Genomic DNA, 17,010 nt, shown 5'->3' with positions numbered 1-17,010 from the left:
TTTATTTTAATAGCTTCGTGACTTGCCCAAAACTTATTGCCAAAGGATGAGAAACAGCTGTAACCTCAATAATTTTCCCATCTAAAGTAGCCTGATTAACAAAAGCTTGCAAATATCTTTGGCAACTCGGACAAGTATAGAGCGCTGAATTCATTGTAATTACAAATCGATTGCCTTTAGAGTAATGGTTTTCAATAAAATGAAATATGGCCTTTGTTTCAGTATCATCTATTCGGCTTCTATTTAGATGATCAAAGGCCTTTATACTAAAGTCGTTGTATTTCGAGAAATTGATTTCAACAAAGTCATTTTTTATTTGAGGACTGGCATTCATTATTTTCATCTGAGTCTTCTCATTTCCAGAGAAAAAACGTTCAGTAAAAACTGGCTGAACAAGCACATCATCCTGATAGATTCCAATAGTAATAAACAGCCTATTTGAACCTTTAAAGGCTTCCTGCGGCTTTCGACCTGATATCGTGCCTACATAACTTTCCGTTAACTCTCTAAGTTGTTCTAAAGACAGATATTCAACGTTGATAATCTTTTTGAAATTAGCAAAAACGTTTAACCAGATATTTAGTTTATTACGTTGAACAATGGTTCCAACGTGAGCATCATTTAAATTATTCGATTTAAGAATTCCGATAATATCGTCCACCGTAAAAACGTCTTTACCTGTTCGTGTAATTGCAGCTGCATCACTAAGAAATTGACACGCCATCGGGAAGTTGTCTAACCTAGTTAAGGCAATACTATCAAATGCATTTGCATCTGCAAACTTCGTTAACACCTCGATCCTCAAATTTATCGGCAACGTATTCAAAAACTGTTTGACTGCCGGATACTCAGAAAAACGTTGAATTGCGTCATACCTGATGGTGCTCGTTATAAAATCGAGATTGCTTGCTTCATCAAAACCATTAGTGTACAGAGAGAACCAATAATCGATGGCTATCCCTTCATCTCTATTTAATTTAATCCAAGACTCGTTATTCAAATCTTCGAAAGCGTTTTTAAATGCGAACTGATCTTTTTCAGTCATGGGAATATACTTTCCGATGATGTGATTTGTTTCGCCCATATCAAGCTGATTTAATTCCGCACCAAATTCCGCCGTCGCCAAAGCACGATCCCCTTTAACATTGGAAAGCAAATTTTTTAAATCATCACTGATTGTACCGGGCGGCAAATAAGGATATAAATCCAACACCTCAGTTGCGTATTCAGCGGTCACTTTTCCCAGGGAATGAGATGCCGTTCCCGAAATTATCATCAAACTTAAAAACACCTGCTGCATTTTCTCGAGCGCAGTTCTCTTTTGGGGATCATGTTCCTCTGTTATTAAATACTGATTGAAATTAACTAAGGTACTGGCGGACAAAGTTATCACCTGACCTCCGGCCTCAAGTCCGCGCCAGACTTCTACCGCTTCAGTAGCCGGTAATAAACCCTCCATGGCCTGGCCTACCTTGGAAATATACCGAAGGTAGCTCAGGTCCTCCAGTACTCCAAGACCACCTGTCAGGAAAAAAGCCATCAGGTCTACCGCTATATTAACGCCTAAAGCTATTTTTGCATCAAAATCACTCAGTTTGTCATATTCCTCTACATAATGGAAAAGAAACGCGGGAACGGAGGCCTTTTGTGGGATCGAAAATTCAAGGTTAACCTGATACCCAGCAAAGGTTATCGTTTGATAAAGATGAAATGATCCGAATAGTTTTGCGTCTTCGGTTGTATATACGGCCGATGTCATAGACGTCGCCTTGCCAATATAGCGCGTAATCTCCTCAACTTTCGTTATTTTGATATGCGTGTTTTCCACAACGGAAGTAAACGTGATATCACTGAAAACCTTTTCAGAATCTGTACTGTTGGACTTGCTCTCGAAGGTCAATACATTATTTTGGTTGAACTGTTCCGGATGAACAAAAAAGTAACTTTGAGGATTTAGGTTGTTAAGAACCGGAGTTACGCCCGGTGGAATGTAAGTAAAATTATATTTTGACTGTTTCCAAATTCCGTAAACAGAAAAAACAAATACCTTTCGATAGGTTTGATTCTCAACCAACCAATCGGGAACTAACATTCGCCCGAGTATGTTATCGCTCAAAAGCATATATAAGCATTCAAAACGTGTAACGACCCCATCGCCATCAATCAAGAAATCCAGAAACTGTTCATAATCTTCCGGCTTGATCGACGAGACAATACTAACTATGAAATCCTGATTGCTATCGCTGATCACCTTATTCTGGCACATGTCTTCCAGCAGGTACTTCAATATTTTAAAAGGGAAAATAGCTATGCTTGCAGAAGACAGCATACGGATAATAAAGTTTAAACGCCCACTTTCCGAAGTGTCCTTCAATTCATCTTGGAGCGCGTAACAAACGTCATAAAAGCCGACTAAACCTTGATAATAATTAACATATTGGCTATAAACGGGTATATTTGAAAAAACAGGATCAAAACTTTGCCGCTGCTCAAAGGAACTGCTGGGATCATAATAACAACCCCAACCTCTTTTAAGCAGAAAAACCGCCTTCCCCAAATCAGAAAGTGAATTCAGGTCATACTCCGGATCGTTCGCTACAGCATCAACGACAGCCATCTCATTAAACGTCAGAAGCAACGGGAATATCTCATCAATAATAGACTTTATACGAAACGAAAGCAAAACAGCGATTTTCTTAAACACCCGTTTTTCTGCATCACCTATCGTCCAGTTATTCACGTTACTTCCAAAGTTCTTCCAATAAAAAAAGCCGGGCGGGGTATGATTTAAATCATGTTCAATTTCCACTGATGGCGCATCCGGCGGTACGCTGATTTCATGTCCCACCACTTTAAGATCCTCATAAACCCCTTTTTTATAGCTTTGCGGACGCAGACTATTTGCTACCGCCGTTAAATTAAAGGTGTATTCCTTTTCCTTATAATAATACTCATAAGGGGCGCCATAATCCACGGTTCTGGTATTGACGATATCTCCTATATGCGCTTCTGTTTTGGAGAAGTCATATTTATACTTGTTGAGCATATCCTCAATACTAACCTTAACAAGATCAAACTTGAGATAATCTTTAAATTTACTTTCCAGATAATAGCCTTCCAAACCATCTCGTTCCCTGTTTTCTTTCCTGAAGTCTTTTGGCTGATGATATCGGTATTCCCCCTCATTCGTGCCAAATCGAACCAAGAAACCATCAACATCATAAATGATCGGTTCACTGAATGAGTCAATATAAACCGGTACTCCGTCCGTTTTTAAAATGGCGACTTTCATGATAGAATCGGGTTAACAATAAAATATTCAGCGTCGTATATCAAACTCTTCATATATTGACTGTAGGCCTTGGAAAAATGATAGTTTCGGTCAAGTGAGTAAATAAAAATGTCGTCGGCCGGCAAATAGAGTTCCAGTGCATCCCCACTTTCGCCCACAACCGCGATTTTATATTTCTGATAAGCTACGTTTTCAGGAGCTATCAAATCGTTATTGCCTTTAAACAAATTGATCAAAAACAATCGGGGATTTTTTACGCCCGTGATGATCAAATTTTTGAGCACCTCATTCTCTTCGGCGGAAAGTCCCAACACCACGCGATTGGGAAAAGTATCATCTTTAGATTTTATCACAACACCGTTTATGTTCTGACCATCGTCGGTAAATGGTATGATGGTATAAAAAAACGGGTCAGGTAAGTTATAGGTCTTGCTATCAGTCACGGCCAGACTCGAAGATGCTCCGGATACGGTGGTATTCGTCAAAGCTTTGGTGACAGCAGTCGCCGTGCTCAATACGTCAATCGCCTCCGTTGTGTAGGTAACCCTGCTCAGTGTCGCCGGTATATCTAATCCAGTGTCAAGGGAATCAGAGACCACCGCATTTTTCACTGCGGAAATACCATATTGTGTTTTGTCAAAAAGATGATTAATTAATTTGGGCCGCATCGACGAAATAATTGAATAGCCACTGCTTATTTCGCTTTTAAATAGTATTGTCGCGTTAATGAGGTCGAATACGTCATCAAAAAAATCCGGGATCTCCAATATGTCCACGGATTCATCCTGATCATCAACTTCCTGTCCAGAAACAAAACGATAAGTTGCCCCATTGTAAATGAGAATATTAAAACTGCAAATATTCTTGCGGGCATTGTTTTCTCCAGCAGCGGGATTAGATATAATTATAGGTTTCGTCAGCTGCGGCCGGTTTCCGTCTGCATCAGACGCCTGAAGGAGATCGCCGGCTCCGCAAAAATTATTGCTTCGTGCATTGTCGATTACGGCTACCTGCCCATACAGCATCACATTGGGATTGTTATCCGTAAAAAACTGCAAGTAAAGTTTATTACGGTCATCCGGATGGCTCTGGGCACTGTCATCAATTAACAGCGGCCATTCGTTTGTGCCGTAAGGTACCGCTGTAAGTGAAATTTCTGACGTCCCGATTTTTAAGGATAAATTATCTTCTTCCGAAATAAAATAATTACCATAGTAATTATAGGAACGGACCCGATCGCTTTGTATATAAATGTATAACCTGTTTTTAGTAAAAAACCCTTGAAGAAGATCGTTGTATATTTGCTGACCTGTCTTTTTTAATTCGGTATCATCGTTTTTCAATTTAACCGCACCAGAATCGTTGCTGTGAAAGCCAAAATAAGCGGCGACATCCAGAAATTGAAAAACTTGCTCTTTGATAGCTTTTTTTTCCTGTTCATCGGTTTCTAAAGAGAGGTCTATTAATATTTCCTGAGCCCTCGCATAAGTTAAGTCAAAAAGGAATCCAGCCTCAGATTGGGGTAACCGGTAATCTCCCCAATTAATTGCCACATCAATTCCGCATTCTCCAACGCTGAAATTCCCCAACGAATCACCTCCATTAACGAAAGGTAATTCAAATGCAGTTAATTCTTCTTCTGAGGTTGAGCCATTATTTTCAGTAATAACAACTTGTTTAAAGAAAAAATCATCAATCAGCAATGCGGTATCCTGATTATCGGGATCATAACCGATGAATTTTGCCAAAAAATCTGGCAACGGGTCATCCGGGAACAAATTGATATAAAAATCAACGAAGTTTTCATTTAGTTTTTTGACTAGATCAGAAGCAGCTCCAGATCCGTTGATTACTATTCCATTCGCGAATAAATCGCTTTTTTTAAGTCCACGGTAAACGAAATACTTAATATTTAGACCATTAAATGGCTGTTTAAAAGGTCTGATTATAATATTTATCCTATTGTCATCAGTATCATTGGGTTGAATGAATAGTGTGCCTGAACAAATAGCATACGCCATGCTATCGGCACTTAGCGTGAACTTGCTGGTGACCCTGAACGCGTCGTCATTACCTAATACAGGGCCAAATGCCTGTGTATCGGTTTGCGATATTTTAGCTGGATCAACAAAAAAGTAAGAATTGGGAGCAAATTTCGAGATAAAATTACCGGAATTATCAGCCATGTCAGTCTTGTTCTATATAAAAGAAATATTGTATCAGTTAATATCGATCACCGCCGTCTGTGTCGTTTTATTATATTTTAGCACCCCGACTTTATAAGCACTTGGGGGTGAATGGGCAATATTATGTACCTGGGTAGTCACGGAGTAAGTATCCGAGAATACCAGTTCACCGCCGGTATTGACAAAATCGGTCCCGGACTGTCCCATGGAACCATCTTTATAGGTGTTCAGCTGAACAGTAAAATTACCAGTGACAGGCTGCCCGTACCAGACGGCATAAATGCCTACTTCAACGACATCGGAGGACGCAGGGAAATCCGCCACAAACTTTTTTATCCCGATCAATGCCGCTTCGTAACCTGAATCGCCCCGGTTATCCAGCCCCCACCACAGGTAAGATTCCCCTTCCGGGGAGGCATTAGCGGGTATGGTAATGCTGTCCTGTCCGAAACCGACATAATGGTCATCCACCGAAGTCCCGTTGTTCTCGAAGCCTACCAGGATATCTAGGTCGGTACCCGCCCCTGTATCCCAGTGATAGCGGACGGACATATAATCAAAATCACTCAGCTGCACGGGCCCGCGGACGGTATAAGATAAAGTACGGCTTGCGACATCATATACGAACTTAATGATCGTGGTGAGATCCCCTTCTGCGTGGCTGCCGTTGGCCCCGCCGACCAGTTCACTGCTGAAATTGACGATATCGCGAAACGTCCCGCCCCCGTTCACACCGGGAATGTAGCTGCCGGGGCTGCCCGAAAGCACCATCTCCGCTGCTGCAGTTTTAACCGAGAACGCACCATTCAGGGTTTGTGGGGCGCTTCCCCTGCCTTTGATGTAAAGAGTGAATGAGGTACTCGCCGGGTATTCCGCCAGCAATTTTTCCAAATTGAATTCAAACCGCCAGTTCAGCGTATCCTGACCGATCAGGTCGGAGGCAAGCACCAGCGCTTCCGCGGGCACAGAAGAAGCAGGTATAATATTGCTGCCGGTATAAGCAGGCACATGGTTCCCCGGGACCTCGGCATTATCGATCAGGGCGATCACATCCAGCCCTGTATTATTGAACAGGTCGATAACCAGCACACCGGGCGCAATTGCCGGGTCCTGGATCGTGATCGGCTTGCTGAGCGTTCCGGAAGGTCCTGTCGCTGTGATCGTAGCCGGCCTGTTGGCCAGGCCTGTATCATTGATGCCCGGCGTGAACACCGCTCCGGCAAAAGTCCCGTCCGTGCTCGAAAAGGTATAATCGCCGGTCACGTCTTCCGTAGTATGATCGGCCAGTGTGGCAATGACCTGGTAAACCGCACTGCCGCCTTCCGTAACATTCACAGGCCCCGTGATCACCGCGGAAACAGCCTGGCAGGTACTGAACGCCAGGTATTTCAGCCCGCTCCAGCCGTCCTGTGCCAAGATCCTCGCTCCGACCGAATGGTTGCCGCAGCTGATATTGCCCTCCAGGGCAGGCCCTTCAACCCCTATGACGATATTACCGTCCAGGTACCATTCATAAGCTTTTACAGTTTGCTGGTCCTCCACGCTGTCGAAAGACAACTGGAAACTGACCGCACGGGAAGCGAACGAGACATTTCCGTTCAGGGAAAACGCCGGTCCGGATAGACAGGTAGTATTAGGCATAGGTAACAGGTAGATTGGTTTGTTATTCGTAATAAGGTTTGGTTAAAGGTAATTATTATTCAATCACTTTATGATATCATAACGGCGTTTTTCATAATATTATATACACACTTGTTAATTTTTTTAAGTTCACCGAAAAATCCCTGACAGATCAGCAAGGCACCGCGGACAGAACGACCGGTATTTTCAAGCGTCAGGAGCCGTTCTTTTTAATCAACCCGATAATTAAATTAAATTTTAAATCTAAAAGAAAAAATATTTTTAATTAATTTATTATAATTTTTATACGGGTTTTTAATTTATTATAAACCCGTATAAATACCCGGCATAATAATCAGTACTTCCTGAAAAGTACACAGGCATTATCTCAAAGTATCCGGGAAACATGCGGGAAGGCCGTTTCGTACCGGTTGAAAATATCGTGATCCGGGAAGAAAGACAGGTAGGCTGAGCCATGAAAAAGCGTTATATGACCATCGTGTTCCGGCATTTGCCGACCGACGGGCTGCTGCTTCGACGGGGCGAATTGCAGGAGCTGCCTTTTGTAATAGCCGCCCAGGTCAAAAACCGGGTCATCATTACCGCCTCCAGCCCGGCCGCTGAACAGCAGGGCGATTTTGCCGGCATGGCCAGGGCGGCGGTACCGGAACTCCTCGCGATCGATGATATACCGGGCAGGGCCGCCAAATTATTACGGCTGATTGGGCTATGGTGCATCCGCTATACTCCTGCCGGACGGCCTGATCCTCGATATTTCAAGCTGCGCCCATCTCTGGGGCAGCGAGCGGGATTATCCGAAGGAAATTATTTTGAAATTACACAACGCGGGCTTTGACGCCCGCGCAACTATAGCCGATACAATCGGTACAGCCTGGGCAGTCAATCGCAGAAAGCGGTAAAGAAGCGGAGACCATTTCGGGTTTACCACCTGTTGCTTTACGCCTGGATCCTGAAGTCCTGGAACGTTTACAAAAACTGGGATTCCGGACTATCGGCCCTTTGCTGAGCATGCCTGTCCCCGTTTTGCGGCGGCTCAGGCATACTCACACCAACATGAAACTCCATTGAAATCAATTGCGGCACCAGCTCCGGCGAAGCGGAATGCATGCTTCAAAGCCCTCCTAAAAGGCGGGTAAGAAGATCCGGGGCAAAGAGCGGGTTGAACCGGCCTTCCACAGGGCCAACATCTGCAAACCGCTATATGTTGATCCTGCCGGAATGTCAGAACCTCATCAACCTGTGGACCATGAATGGCCAGCCGCCTGCCGTCCAGTACCGTTCCGACAGTGGATCCGGGTTTAAGATAACCGTATAATCGGAAGGTATCTCCTGAGGGTCGGTGGACCTGATAAATGCCAAAGTATCGCCATTGTAAAAAGTAAGCACATCTCCGGAAGTGTATAACTCACGCCGGGCCGGATCTGGGTTCTTTCCGATATCAATAGCCGAATTACGCAATTCGATGGTGCTGGTTGTGAAATCAGACAAGTTAACGATGCCCAGTGTGGTACTGCTTTTCAGTATATAAAGCCTGTCAGGGTTAAAAGGATCCAGTCTGATCAGCCTGATATCTGTACATACGCTGTCGTTAAGTACTTTGACAACATCCTGCGACGGCACATCGATGATCTGTAAGTTCTTGTTCTGGTCGATCAGTGCCCAGCGGTTCCTGACCGCGTCGGCTTCGATGCCATAACCATATCCTATAGAAGGGACAGGGATCAGCGCCCCAAACACCAGGCCGGGATAAGACAGCGGGTAAACCCCGTTCGCCCCCCTTGAATAACACAAAATCCGGTCGTTATTAATTCCGTCCCATTTCATGTCGATGATATCAAAGTTTCCGGGAACAGCTATTTCCCCCGAAAAAGCGCCGGACCTGGTGTTGAAAATTACTATCCTGCCATCGGGATAAGTAGACATCAGCAAACGGTCATTAGCCGCCACATCATTGAACATCGATCGCGGGCTGGTAAACCGGGCCGATAAACCGTCAAAAGGGGGGACGTTACCGATATAATAAGTTGAGCCCTTCGCCCCCAGGATGTTGGACGAGCCTGTCCTGATACTGGCTCCGTTAATTCGAATCTCTTTTAACATATTAAGTTGTTATTTTGGTAAGTGCCTGCGGCAGGTATCCGCCGCCTGTAAAATAGCGTACCCGGTCCGGGGAATTATCAAAAGCGATAAAAGTATCCTGCCACCCCAGATTGTCGCTTAAAAGCGCCCACGTATTGGCATCGAAAGCGCTTAGTCCCCCTCCGCTGTTACCGGACGCGTAGATCCGGTTGGTTTCCGGCGAAGGATCGAAAGCAATGTCATAAATACCGTAAGGCAGCTGAATGGTCCGTATCGCCAGTGTGGCTGCGTTCAACTTCATAAGCGGCCCCGTGGTCGTAATGATGTAGAACTCTTCCGGGTTTGCCGGATCCGCTTTTATCATCCGCACTACGAATGTCAGGCTACTGTAAAATTTGTATTTCATATTAAAGTCAGGGAGGCCCAGAATGCACAATGCACCTGTAAGATCAGCTGTAATTACCTGGTTCCTGTCCCTGTCAAGCTCGAACGAGCGGGTGCCGCCGCCCGGCATCAGGTCTCCGATTTGCAGCGTATCCCGGTCGATAGGATAAAAACCATTGAATGTGGAAAACATCAGGTAGCGGTTGTTGACCGCGTCCAGTCTGATATCCGTAAAATTCCTGCCATTGAGATCAATGACCGTATCGATCTCCAGCGTATCCGCGTTATAGACAATTATTTTATTTGTCGGAAAGGTCCCGACAAAAAGACGCCTCTTTTCCCGGTCCAAAAGCATTCCTATGGTGTATATCTGGACACCGCCGGGCAGCGGCAACGTTACAACATCCCAGTTCATCCTGTCTCTGAGGTGCAGGGGGGCTCCGCTGCTCAAGAGAACAGCGGAGTCATTTTTTAATAAGTGACTCATATCAGGCGATGCTTATGGGGTATTTGATCCAGTTCGATGCGTCTATTTTTTCATAGACATAATCAAGGCCGCGCACATGCTGAAATATCGCAGCGGAAGGATAAGCTGAATTGAGCTGACTCGATGTCCGGGCACCGGCACTGTCGTCGATCCCGGTCGCCAGATAATAATCCTGCACAGTAGCGGCCGTCTGTGCCGTTCTTCGCCACTGGTTGATCCCTACGCAATAATAGACATACTGGTCGTCGGCGCTTTGCTGGCCCGGTTTGCCTGGTACGCTGGCAATACCGGAAGAAAAATCAGCTGAAGTTAATGCGCTGTTGGATATCATGATCTCCACGAGATCATAATGGGCTTCAGGCCCCTGGTTGGTAACCGACACCACTTTTTCACCACTAAGGATCACGGGAACCGCATAACCGATCTGCCCGGTCGCCGATTTTTTCAGGATGCTTTCCGAGACCTTGATATGCCCTCCCCTGTTGGGATGTATTCCGTCATCGGAATCAGCCGGGTCATTGGGATCATATAGTTCATTGAAATCGACGACCGTAACCGGATAGCCTGGAAACTGCAGTACGGTTTCCTTGATCGCAGCCGTCATGGCGGCCGTATTGGCACGGCTTCTGTTGGCAGGATCTGCCTGATATTGCGCATCCGAAGCTTCGGGGCAGCTCAGTATGAATGCGGGCGGATAAATACTGGCCGGCCCCAGCCAGCCGATATAATCAATGATCGTTTTATTGTTGCTGGTGGTCGTTATCGCCAGCGCCCCCACATCATTCACGTAAAAATCCGAGATCAGTACCACCTGCGGTGTCAGCGAGTTATCGGCAAAGGTGTTATCGGTTACGCCGTTCGTTTTACCGACCGGATCATAGGTATAAATGACGTTACCCTGGTAGGAAACCGTGAAACCGCCGAGTTCCCCGGGATTGGCGCAGCCATAAGTCCCGATGACCATCGTGTAGCGGTTGGAGCGCTGTACGATAACCATTGAACTTCCGCTGACACTGGAAGAAATAGCGGAAGGGTTCGTAAAAGAACTAAGCGTAGCAGCCTTACTCCCCCTTCCGCTCATGTTTTCATCTACCCAGGTACCTGTTTTAGAGCCTGCATTTAAATTATTCGCGGGATACACTTCTTCCATAAACGCGCCGGCCAGCAGGGAACCAAGCGTGCCCCGCACTTTATTGGTGCTTTTCACCAGGTCGCCGCCTTTAAAATCGTTAAAGCCGACCTCTACCAGAAAACCGGTGTTCCGGTTAGCCATCAGCGGCGCATTAGCGTAGAATCGTTTGAGGACCTGAAAACTGTTGACATTGTTTTCGGCAAGGTTGAAAAAATTCCAAATGCCTCCGGCCTTGCTACAGAACAGCGAGCTGTAGCCCTCATAGTAAACCCCGCCCCCGTGATTTGCAGCAGTAATATCCGAGCCGTAGACCTGGGCTGATTTAATATTGTTAACCGGCATATTCGGCCAGTATTCGGTTAAAGCGCCGACGTCTTCGACGCTGCGCCACGCGACCTCTCCTTCCGCGGTACCGGCTTTCGCCAGTACCTGGCCGGCCGTTCCGCCTGCCGGGATGCCGTCCCCTTTTGCTGCAAGTTCGTCGATCTGTCCCTGTAATTCATTGTCAATAGCAGAACGGGTAGCCGCTTCGTTATCTACATCGTTAGTAGATGCTTTGCTTGCCAATGCAGAGGAAAGTCCGGCTATTTTGTCGACAGGGATGGTGTCTTCATCCTTATGCCAGAATGAATCAATCCAGGATGCAAACTGACCTGCCGTGGGTTTTGCCCCTCTTGAAAAAAATGATTTTAATGATAGCCTTGATGCCATTTTTATGATAGTTTAAATGTCCAAAATTTAGAATGTCCCTGGCAAAGGTTCGATCCAGCAACCTGTTTTATAGGGATTTAAAATATTCATCGGATCAGGAGTGCCGCTCCCTGTTGTTTTCGTTCTGCCAAATAGCTTTGCCCACAATCCCCGTCCGCTTCCGCCATCGATATGGTTCGCTTCAACCTGGATACCGGTGGTGTCTGTCACGGAAACATACTGCTCGTGGTCGTGTTCGATCAGGTTGCCACTGGTCATGGTCACTCCTTTTGCACCACCGGTCGTTCCTTCAGCAAAATCAGGATCGTCAGGGTTAAAATGTACCGGGAACCGTCCGCGCCAGCCGGGAACCTCCCGCCAGCCAGCCGGGATATTGCTGACCCCTCCCGTCCACCACCACGCGCCTCCGCCGTTCTTAAAAGGTGCGGTCAGTTTTTCGATCCGGTCCAGCCGGGCCAGCACACCTTCTGCTGTGTTCCGCTTAAAGTCTGACCATAGATAACTGCTTACACCGTTATCGCCGAATTTAGCTGTACGGACAAACTTCACCGTCCGGGAGACATTATCCTCGAAAGCCAGCGCGGTGGCTTCTTCCGTAATGATAACCTTGGCCTGTGTGACACCGCCCGTAAAAGGCAGGATCTCCCCGTTAATGACCACTACGCCGTTACTGACCGACCCGCCGCTGACCACGCAGCCGGATAAGATCGACATTGGTCCCGAAAGGTTTGCAGCCGAAGCCGCGGTATTGATGCAATCCTGCATGAATTGAAGAACACCCTGGTCGAACGGAAAACCGCCAGGCTGTGTAAAATCATATCTGTTCATATCGTTCTGTATATTAAAAATCGTTTTCCTGCCAGTTTATAGTATTTGACCAGCGCGTTCATCTCTACCAGGTCCTGCGCGCTGAGGGGAACCGAGGAGGGTACGTTCACGATAAAGTCAACGCCTGTATCGCCGTAATCCCCGGGATTGTGAAGCGCTACTGTACCGGTGTACAAAGGTTTGTTCTCATCAGTCCTGAAAATAAAGGTCCGGTCAAAGGCAAATGCGTCAGCGATGGAGATCCGCCGCCCGACAGTATCAAAACGGTCATTGAGCACAGCCCGGAGACTGAATACCCTGCCATCATGCACGAGGTTATATAAATCTGCCGCCCGGCGTACCTGTAACCGGTTATAAAGCAGTATAAAGGGGCTGCACAGTGCGCGCAACCAGGCGAAGGTCACCGGTTTTCGTTTGAAGCCGGGTATGGATTCCATGATCAGCCTGTCATAGCCGATATTGAAAAGCTTATCATAATCAGGCATATGGGTAATAATTTATGGTGAAACCATCCCCGATGACCCTCAGGTAACCGGCATCCGGTATGAGCCGCTCCTGGATCTCAGAAAAAGGGCGGACACCATATCGCGACTGTGCGCTCAGGATCCCCACCAGCTCGACGCCTTCCACAGCCTGCAGCTGGTCCATCAGCCGTGTCTTGGCAAATTCTCCGTTGAACCGCAGATTTTTCAGGTAGGCGTTGACCGCGTCAATCACCGGTGTGTCCCCGTTACCATCGATGCGGCTTCCTGTACTGTCGAGTACCAGCGGATCATAGTAAACATCCAGTACCAGTTTAAGATCATCAGGGGGCAGGCTTTCCACGTGAACACGCACGCCGGCATCCTTGGTATCGAATACATAGGCACTGAACGCAAGCTTTTCCTCATCGGAAAGCTGCCCGTAGTCGCCTCCTGCCTGTTTCACTACTTTCATCCTGACGGAGCCATCGGTATTTTCTGTAACCGCCGCCTGACTGATAATTTTCTGGGCGGCTACCTGCGTGTCGCTCAGGCCGGTATTCAGGTACTGATCCGTATCCTGCCGGAGCGCCTGCCCATATTGAAAGCGCAGCGCCAGTTCCCGGTACCAGTTCAGCGTATGCGGTTTTTTGGTGGCCAGCGTGTCGCTGATCTCGGCAGCGCGCAGATCAAAAAGCACATCGACCGTCCATGCGACGAAGGCCACGATGTAAGCCCATAATTTAAAATCAGCCACCGCGCTGGTGTGGTCCAGTGCCGCCAGTGTTTCATCGCTGTTTACCTTGCTGATGATCTGGCCGTTCCAGTAATCTATTGTTTGTGCCATATTAACTTACTATAAAATCGTATTCAATTATCCAATACTCTATCCCGCCGGGGGCAAGCACCTGTACATCAGCGACCGACGAAGCGGGACTGATCCCGTAGGTCGCGAAGTAGCTGGCTACTTCAAATACACTTACCATACCCGCATCTATCGTTGCCCCCGGCTTCAGCGCATCGGTTATCCCAATTCCGTTCAGGGCAGCAAGCGCAAATACGTTCTCCGCCGTCCCCGTGTACTGGGTGGCGATATCGGCCAGTGCCTGACCTGCCTTGATTATCTTATTATTTGACATAGTCTCCTCTGATATTTAAAAAACCGTTTTCAAATCCCATGCCCTGGATCGCCACGCCGTCCTGACTGAAGCGAAGTCTAATTTCACGCAGCAAATCCTCACCGGCGATGCTTCCTTCATCATTCAAAAACTGGAACGTACCGACCGTAGCCAGCGGCGCCTGCCGGTATTCTCCCTTTTCAGCCAGCAGCAGCTTCCGCTGCTGCTGCTGGTTACTTTCACCGCGAACAAAGTCGCCGTTTACGATCAGCAGATCGTCATTGTCATCCATCAGGTAATCAATCATTGTAAATGCCCGTTAAAAGTTCCTGTTACCGGGTTGCTCCCGGCTGTCAAACCATTGTTGTATATGATGTCGGCTGTCCTGATATAAGCTTCCAGCCTATCTGCGAAAGCATCGATAAAAGCGTCCAGCGCCGCATCCCTGTCCCCGGAAGCCTCATAGGTCCGGGTATAGACCTCTTTCAGGTCCGCTTTAAAACCCTGTGTATCCAGGCTCATGGTAAAAGATCATTTATGCGTTCAATCAATTCGGTTATAGCGGGCACGTCCTTCGGAGCAGCGATACTTAATACGCCGCGGACCAGGTCATTCAGGATCTTCCCCAGGGTATCTCCGCCCTTACTGACCAGTAAACCTTCAGCGTCGACCCGCAGAACTGTGTTGCCGGTCGTTATCCGGTACATGGCGATCTGATCGCAGGCGATCACGATATAATCATCATCTGCCAGCTTCCCGATCACTACCGGAGAGCCCGCGACCGGCAACACATCAATACTTTTCCTGTCACTCATCACCGCTCTCAGCCGCACGCCGTAGACCTCTGCCTCATCCAGCAGTACGTCACAGGTAAAAGCGTCCTGATCCACTGCAACAACAACAGCATCATGAAAGCTCACCGGGCCGCCTGCATGGGCGAGCTTTACAAACGACCTTCTTAGTTTATTTAATTCATTCATTTGACCTCCGTGTTAGTTGAACCTTCCGACAAACGGTAGGTTAGTTGAACCTTCCGCTCTCCCCCGTTAACCCCGAAACCAACCTCGGTACCCTCTATAAAGTAGGTACCAGCCCTGCCACCGTCATACCGGGCATCAAAAATGACTGCCTTCCAGCCGGGTTTGCAAAAGGGTTCGAGCAAGCCCGAAAGCGAACCTTCATAACCATCATATTTCAGTTGCTTAAGTCCGTTTTTCGCGAGGGAGGCCAGGCTGTCCGGGTGGCCGGTAAACGGGATATTGCGTTCCTCTACTGCACCTCCCGGATCTCCAGCCTCATAAGTGGTGACAGCCCCGGTCCGGCTATGCTGTTTTATTCTGACCAGTACCTTGGTTTCCTTAGCTGATCTGATCTTCAGGTCTGGCTGATCCGAGGCACAATTATAGCCTATCTTATAAGTCACCTGTTCCAGGTTGGTCATGCTTTCGGTAATACCCCCGGCCGCTGTTGTCCTGGTTTCCTCCGTGCCGGCATACAGAACGTTATCATCAAAATAAACCGTCAGGAACATTTGATCCTTCAGGGACTCCAGCACCTGGAGCCCGTTCCTGTTCGGTATCCGGTAATTGATCAGTGGCATGTCCGGTATGTCCGGGCTTAAAACGATATCTGTCCCTGCTATAACCTGCCCCAGAACCTCGCGTAGCGTGGTTTTCTTCCAGCTGGCCAGTATGTTCCTGTTGCGGAGCTGCCATGCATAGCCTTCCATTTCAATGCTGACCGGCGTGGTAATATTGACCCGTCTGACAAAGCCCCGGAACTCGTTCTGCAGCACGCCGTTGTACCCAAGGTCGATGCTGACCGGGTCACCCTCCCTGAACAGTTTAGCTATATCGATGCTTTCAGCCCGACGGTTAGCGGCACTGCCCGGTTCTCCCAGCCCCGCGAAACCAAGTGCGTCCCTGATGGCAGGGATCTCCCTGACGATCCGGACAGCACCGGGTATTTTGAGAACTGCGCTGTCGACGATCGTATGAATGTTCTTTTTGATGACCAGGTCGTTGACGCCACCGGCAAAGCTGTAATTGCCTATTTTGATAATGCTGTTCAGTACAAAAGCCATTACTTTGAATTTGAATCGATCGTTAATTTTAAAATGCTGTCGCTTTTCATTTCCATTGCGAAGTCACGGACGCCTATCACCCTTGGTTTTTCAGGAATGGACAGCTTGTAGATCAGCACGCGGTCATCTGCGGAAAGAAAAAGGTCTGAATAAGCTGATTTCAACCGAACCTCCTCTTTGCTCTGAAACACATACTTGAGCGCCTGCAGCTCGTCACCCGGTAATTGTTCCTGATATCCGATCACGAAACCTTTGACCGAGATGCTCCAGTCCTTCATGCTGATGATCTGCTTGGCCGTTCCTCCGGCCTCCGACATTTCTGTTTCCTTGATCATTTTTTCACGTTCAAAGCCGATGACGGTATAAGGGAAAAAATATTCAATCTGGCCGACCATAATGGTCAGCGGGCAGAACACCTCGCGCCCGATTGTATCTTCGCCGCTGTAATAGGAATTACCATAAGGGTTCGTCAGCATTGGCGCACGCGGGCTGAAATTATAGGAGCGCTCTGCCGCTGCAGACGGCAACTCGGGGATCTGGGCCGGCTTGTAGCCGTACAACTGCCTGAAAATGGCTGCGATGTCAAAAACGGTATCTGATTGTATCAT

Annotated in this window: 17 protein-coding genes; 1 reads left to right on the top strand and 16 read right to left on the bottom strand. The window is 47.4% G+C overall.

Annotated elements, in window-relative coordinates; genetic code table 11:
- Position 1: 1 nt before the first annotated feature.
- From ACFFGT_RS10040 to ACFFGT_RS10030, 3 genes are read right to left on the bottom strand one after another with little or no spacing between them, the layout of a single operon-like run.
- On the bottom strand, positions 2-3,292 hold the full coding sequence (locus ACFFGT_RS10040; protein ID WP_377022390.1) for a hypothetical protein: 3,291 nt from the start codon (positions 3,290-3,292) through the stop codon (positions 2-4).
- Positions 3,289-5,478: a hypothetical protein gene (locus tag ACFFGT_RS10035; protein ID WP_377022389.1), complete on the bottom strand. Its 2,190-nt coding sequence runs from the start codon at positions 5,476-5,478 to the stop codon at positions 3,289-3,291. Before ACFFGT_RS10035 ends, ACFFGT_RS10040 begins: the two co-directional genes overlap by 4 nt.
- Before the next feature lie 33 nt (positions 5,479-5,511).
- A complete protein-coding gene (locus ACFFGT_RS10030; RefSeq protein ID WP_377022388.1) occupies positions 5,512-7,119 on the bottom strand; it encodes a hypothetical protein in 1,608 nt (535 codons plus the stop codon).
- A gap of 454 nt (positions 7,120-7,573) precedes the next feature.
- On the opposite strand from ACFFGT_RS10030, the gene ACFFGT_RS10025 reads away from it, so the two are divergent.
- Positions 7,574-7,954 (top strand): DNA polymerase Y subunit UmuC family protein, encoded by a 381-nt coding sequence (locus tag ACFFGT_RS10025; protein WP_377022387.1) that lies wholly within the window; start codon positions 7,574-7,576, stop codon positions 7,952-7,954.
- A 131-nt stretch (positions 7,955-8,085) separates the two neighbouring features.
- Here the strand turns inward: ACFFGT_RS10025 and ACFFGT_RS10020 are convergent, their stop codons facing one another.
- The 13 genes from ACFFGT_RS10020 to ACFFGT_RS09960 form a co-directional block, all read right to left on the bottom strand.
- Positions 8,086-8,226, bottom strand: a complete 141-nt coding sequence (locus tag ACFFGT_RS10020) for a hypothetical protein (RefSeq protein ID WP_377022386.1) — start codon at positions 8,224-8,226, stop codon at positions 8,086-8,088.
- Positions 8,227-8,340: 114 nt separating this feature from the next.
- Complete coding sequence (locus ACFFGT_RS10015; protein ID WP_377022385.1) at positions 8,341-9,219, bottom strand: hypothetical protein; 879 nt, start codon at positions 9,217-9,219, stop codon at positions 8,341-8,343.
- Position 9,220: 1 nt separating this feature from the next.
- A complete protein-coding gene (locus tag ACFFGT_RS10010; protein WP_377022384.1) occupies positions 9,221-10,069 on the bottom strand; it encodes a YncE family protein in 849 nt (282 codons plus the stop codon).
- Between the two features lies 1 nt (position 10,070).
- Positions 10,071-11,912 carry a hypothetical protein gene (locus ACFFGT_RS10005; protein WP_377022383.1) on the bottom strand — a complete coding sequence of 614 codons (1,842 nt, stop codon included), beginning with the start codon at positions 11,910-11,912 and terminating at the stop codon, positions 10,071-10,073.
- 27 nt (positions 11,913-11,939) lie between these two features.
- Positions 11,940-12,740: a hypothetical protein gene (locus ACFFGT_RS10000; protein WP_377022382.1), complete on the bottom strand. Its 801-nt coding sequence runs from the start codon at positions 12,738-12,740 to the stop codon at positions 11,940-11,942.
- Complete coding sequence (locus tag ACFFGT_RS09995; RefSeq protein ID WP_121230631.1) at positions 12,737-13,225, bottom strand: hypothetical protein; 489 nt, start codon at positions 13,223-13,225, stop codon at positions 12,737-12,739. Before ACFFGT_RS09995 ends, ACFFGT_RS10000 begins: the two co-directional genes overlap by 4 nt.
- The gene (locus tag ACFFGT_RS09990) at positions 13,218-14,048 is read right to left on the bottom strand and encodes a hypothetical protein (protein ID WP_377022381.1); all 831 of its coding nucleotides are present in this window, start codon (positions 14,046-14,048) and stop codon (positions 13,218-13,220) included. The genes ACFFGT_RS09995 and ACFFGT_RS09990 overlap by 8 nt, the downstream gene beginning before the upstream one ends.
- A 1-nt stretch (position 14,049) precedes the next feature.
- Complete coding sequence (locus ACFFGT_RS09985; protein ID WP_377022380.1) at positions 14,050-14,340, bottom strand: hypothetical protein; 291 nt, start codon at positions 14,338-14,340, stop codon at positions 14,050-14,052.
- The gene (locus tag ACFFGT_RS09980) at positions 14,330-14,626 is read right to left on the bottom strand and encodes a hypothetical protein (protein ID WP_121230637.1); all 297 of its coding nucleotides are present in this window, start codon (positions 14,624-14,626) and stop codon (positions 14,330-14,332) included. The genes ACFFGT_RS09985 and ACFFGT_RS09980 overlap by 11 nt, the downstream gene beginning before the upstream one ends.
- Positions 14,623-14,841, bottom strand: a complete 219-nt coding sequence (locus tag ACFFGT_RS09975; protein ID WP_377022379.1) for a hypothetical protein — start codon at positions 14,839-14,841, stop codon at positions 14,623-14,625. Before ACFFGT_RS09975 ends, ACFFGT_RS09980 begins: the two co-directional genes overlap by 4 nt.
- On the bottom strand, positions 14,838-15,299 hold the full coding sequence (locus tag ACFFGT_RS09970; RefSeq protein WP_377022378.1) for a hypothetical protein: 462 nt from the start codon (positions 15,297-15,299) through the stop codon (positions 14,838-14,840). The genes ACFFGT_RS09975 and ACFFGT_RS09970 overlap by 4 nt, the downstream gene beginning before the upstream one ends.
- Positions 15,296-16,402, bottom strand: coding sequence for a hypothetical protein (locus ACFFGT_RS09965; RefSeq protein ID WP_377022377.1), 1,107 nt, complete (start codon positions 16,400-16,402; stop codon positions 15,296-15,298). Before ACFFGT_RS09965 ends, ACFFGT_RS09970 begins: the two co-directional genes overlap by 4 nt.
- Entirely contained in the window at positions 16,402-17,010 is a 609-nt protein-coding gene (locus tag ACFFGT_RS09960) for a DUF6046 domain-containing protein (RefSeq protein ID WP_377022376.1), read from the bottom strand. The genes ACFFGT_RS09965 and ACFFGT_RS09960 overlap by 1 nt, the downstream gene beginning before the upstream one ends.

Origin of the sequence: Mucilaginibacter angelicae (assembly GCF_042434235.1) — a bacterium.
Lineage (GTDB): Bacteria > Bacteroidota > Bacteroidia > Sphingobacteriales > Sphingobacteriaceae > Mucilaginibacter > Mucilaginibacter angelicae.
Note: the sequence above shows the minus strand (reverse complement) of the source record. Positions and strands in the feature narration are given on the sequence as shown.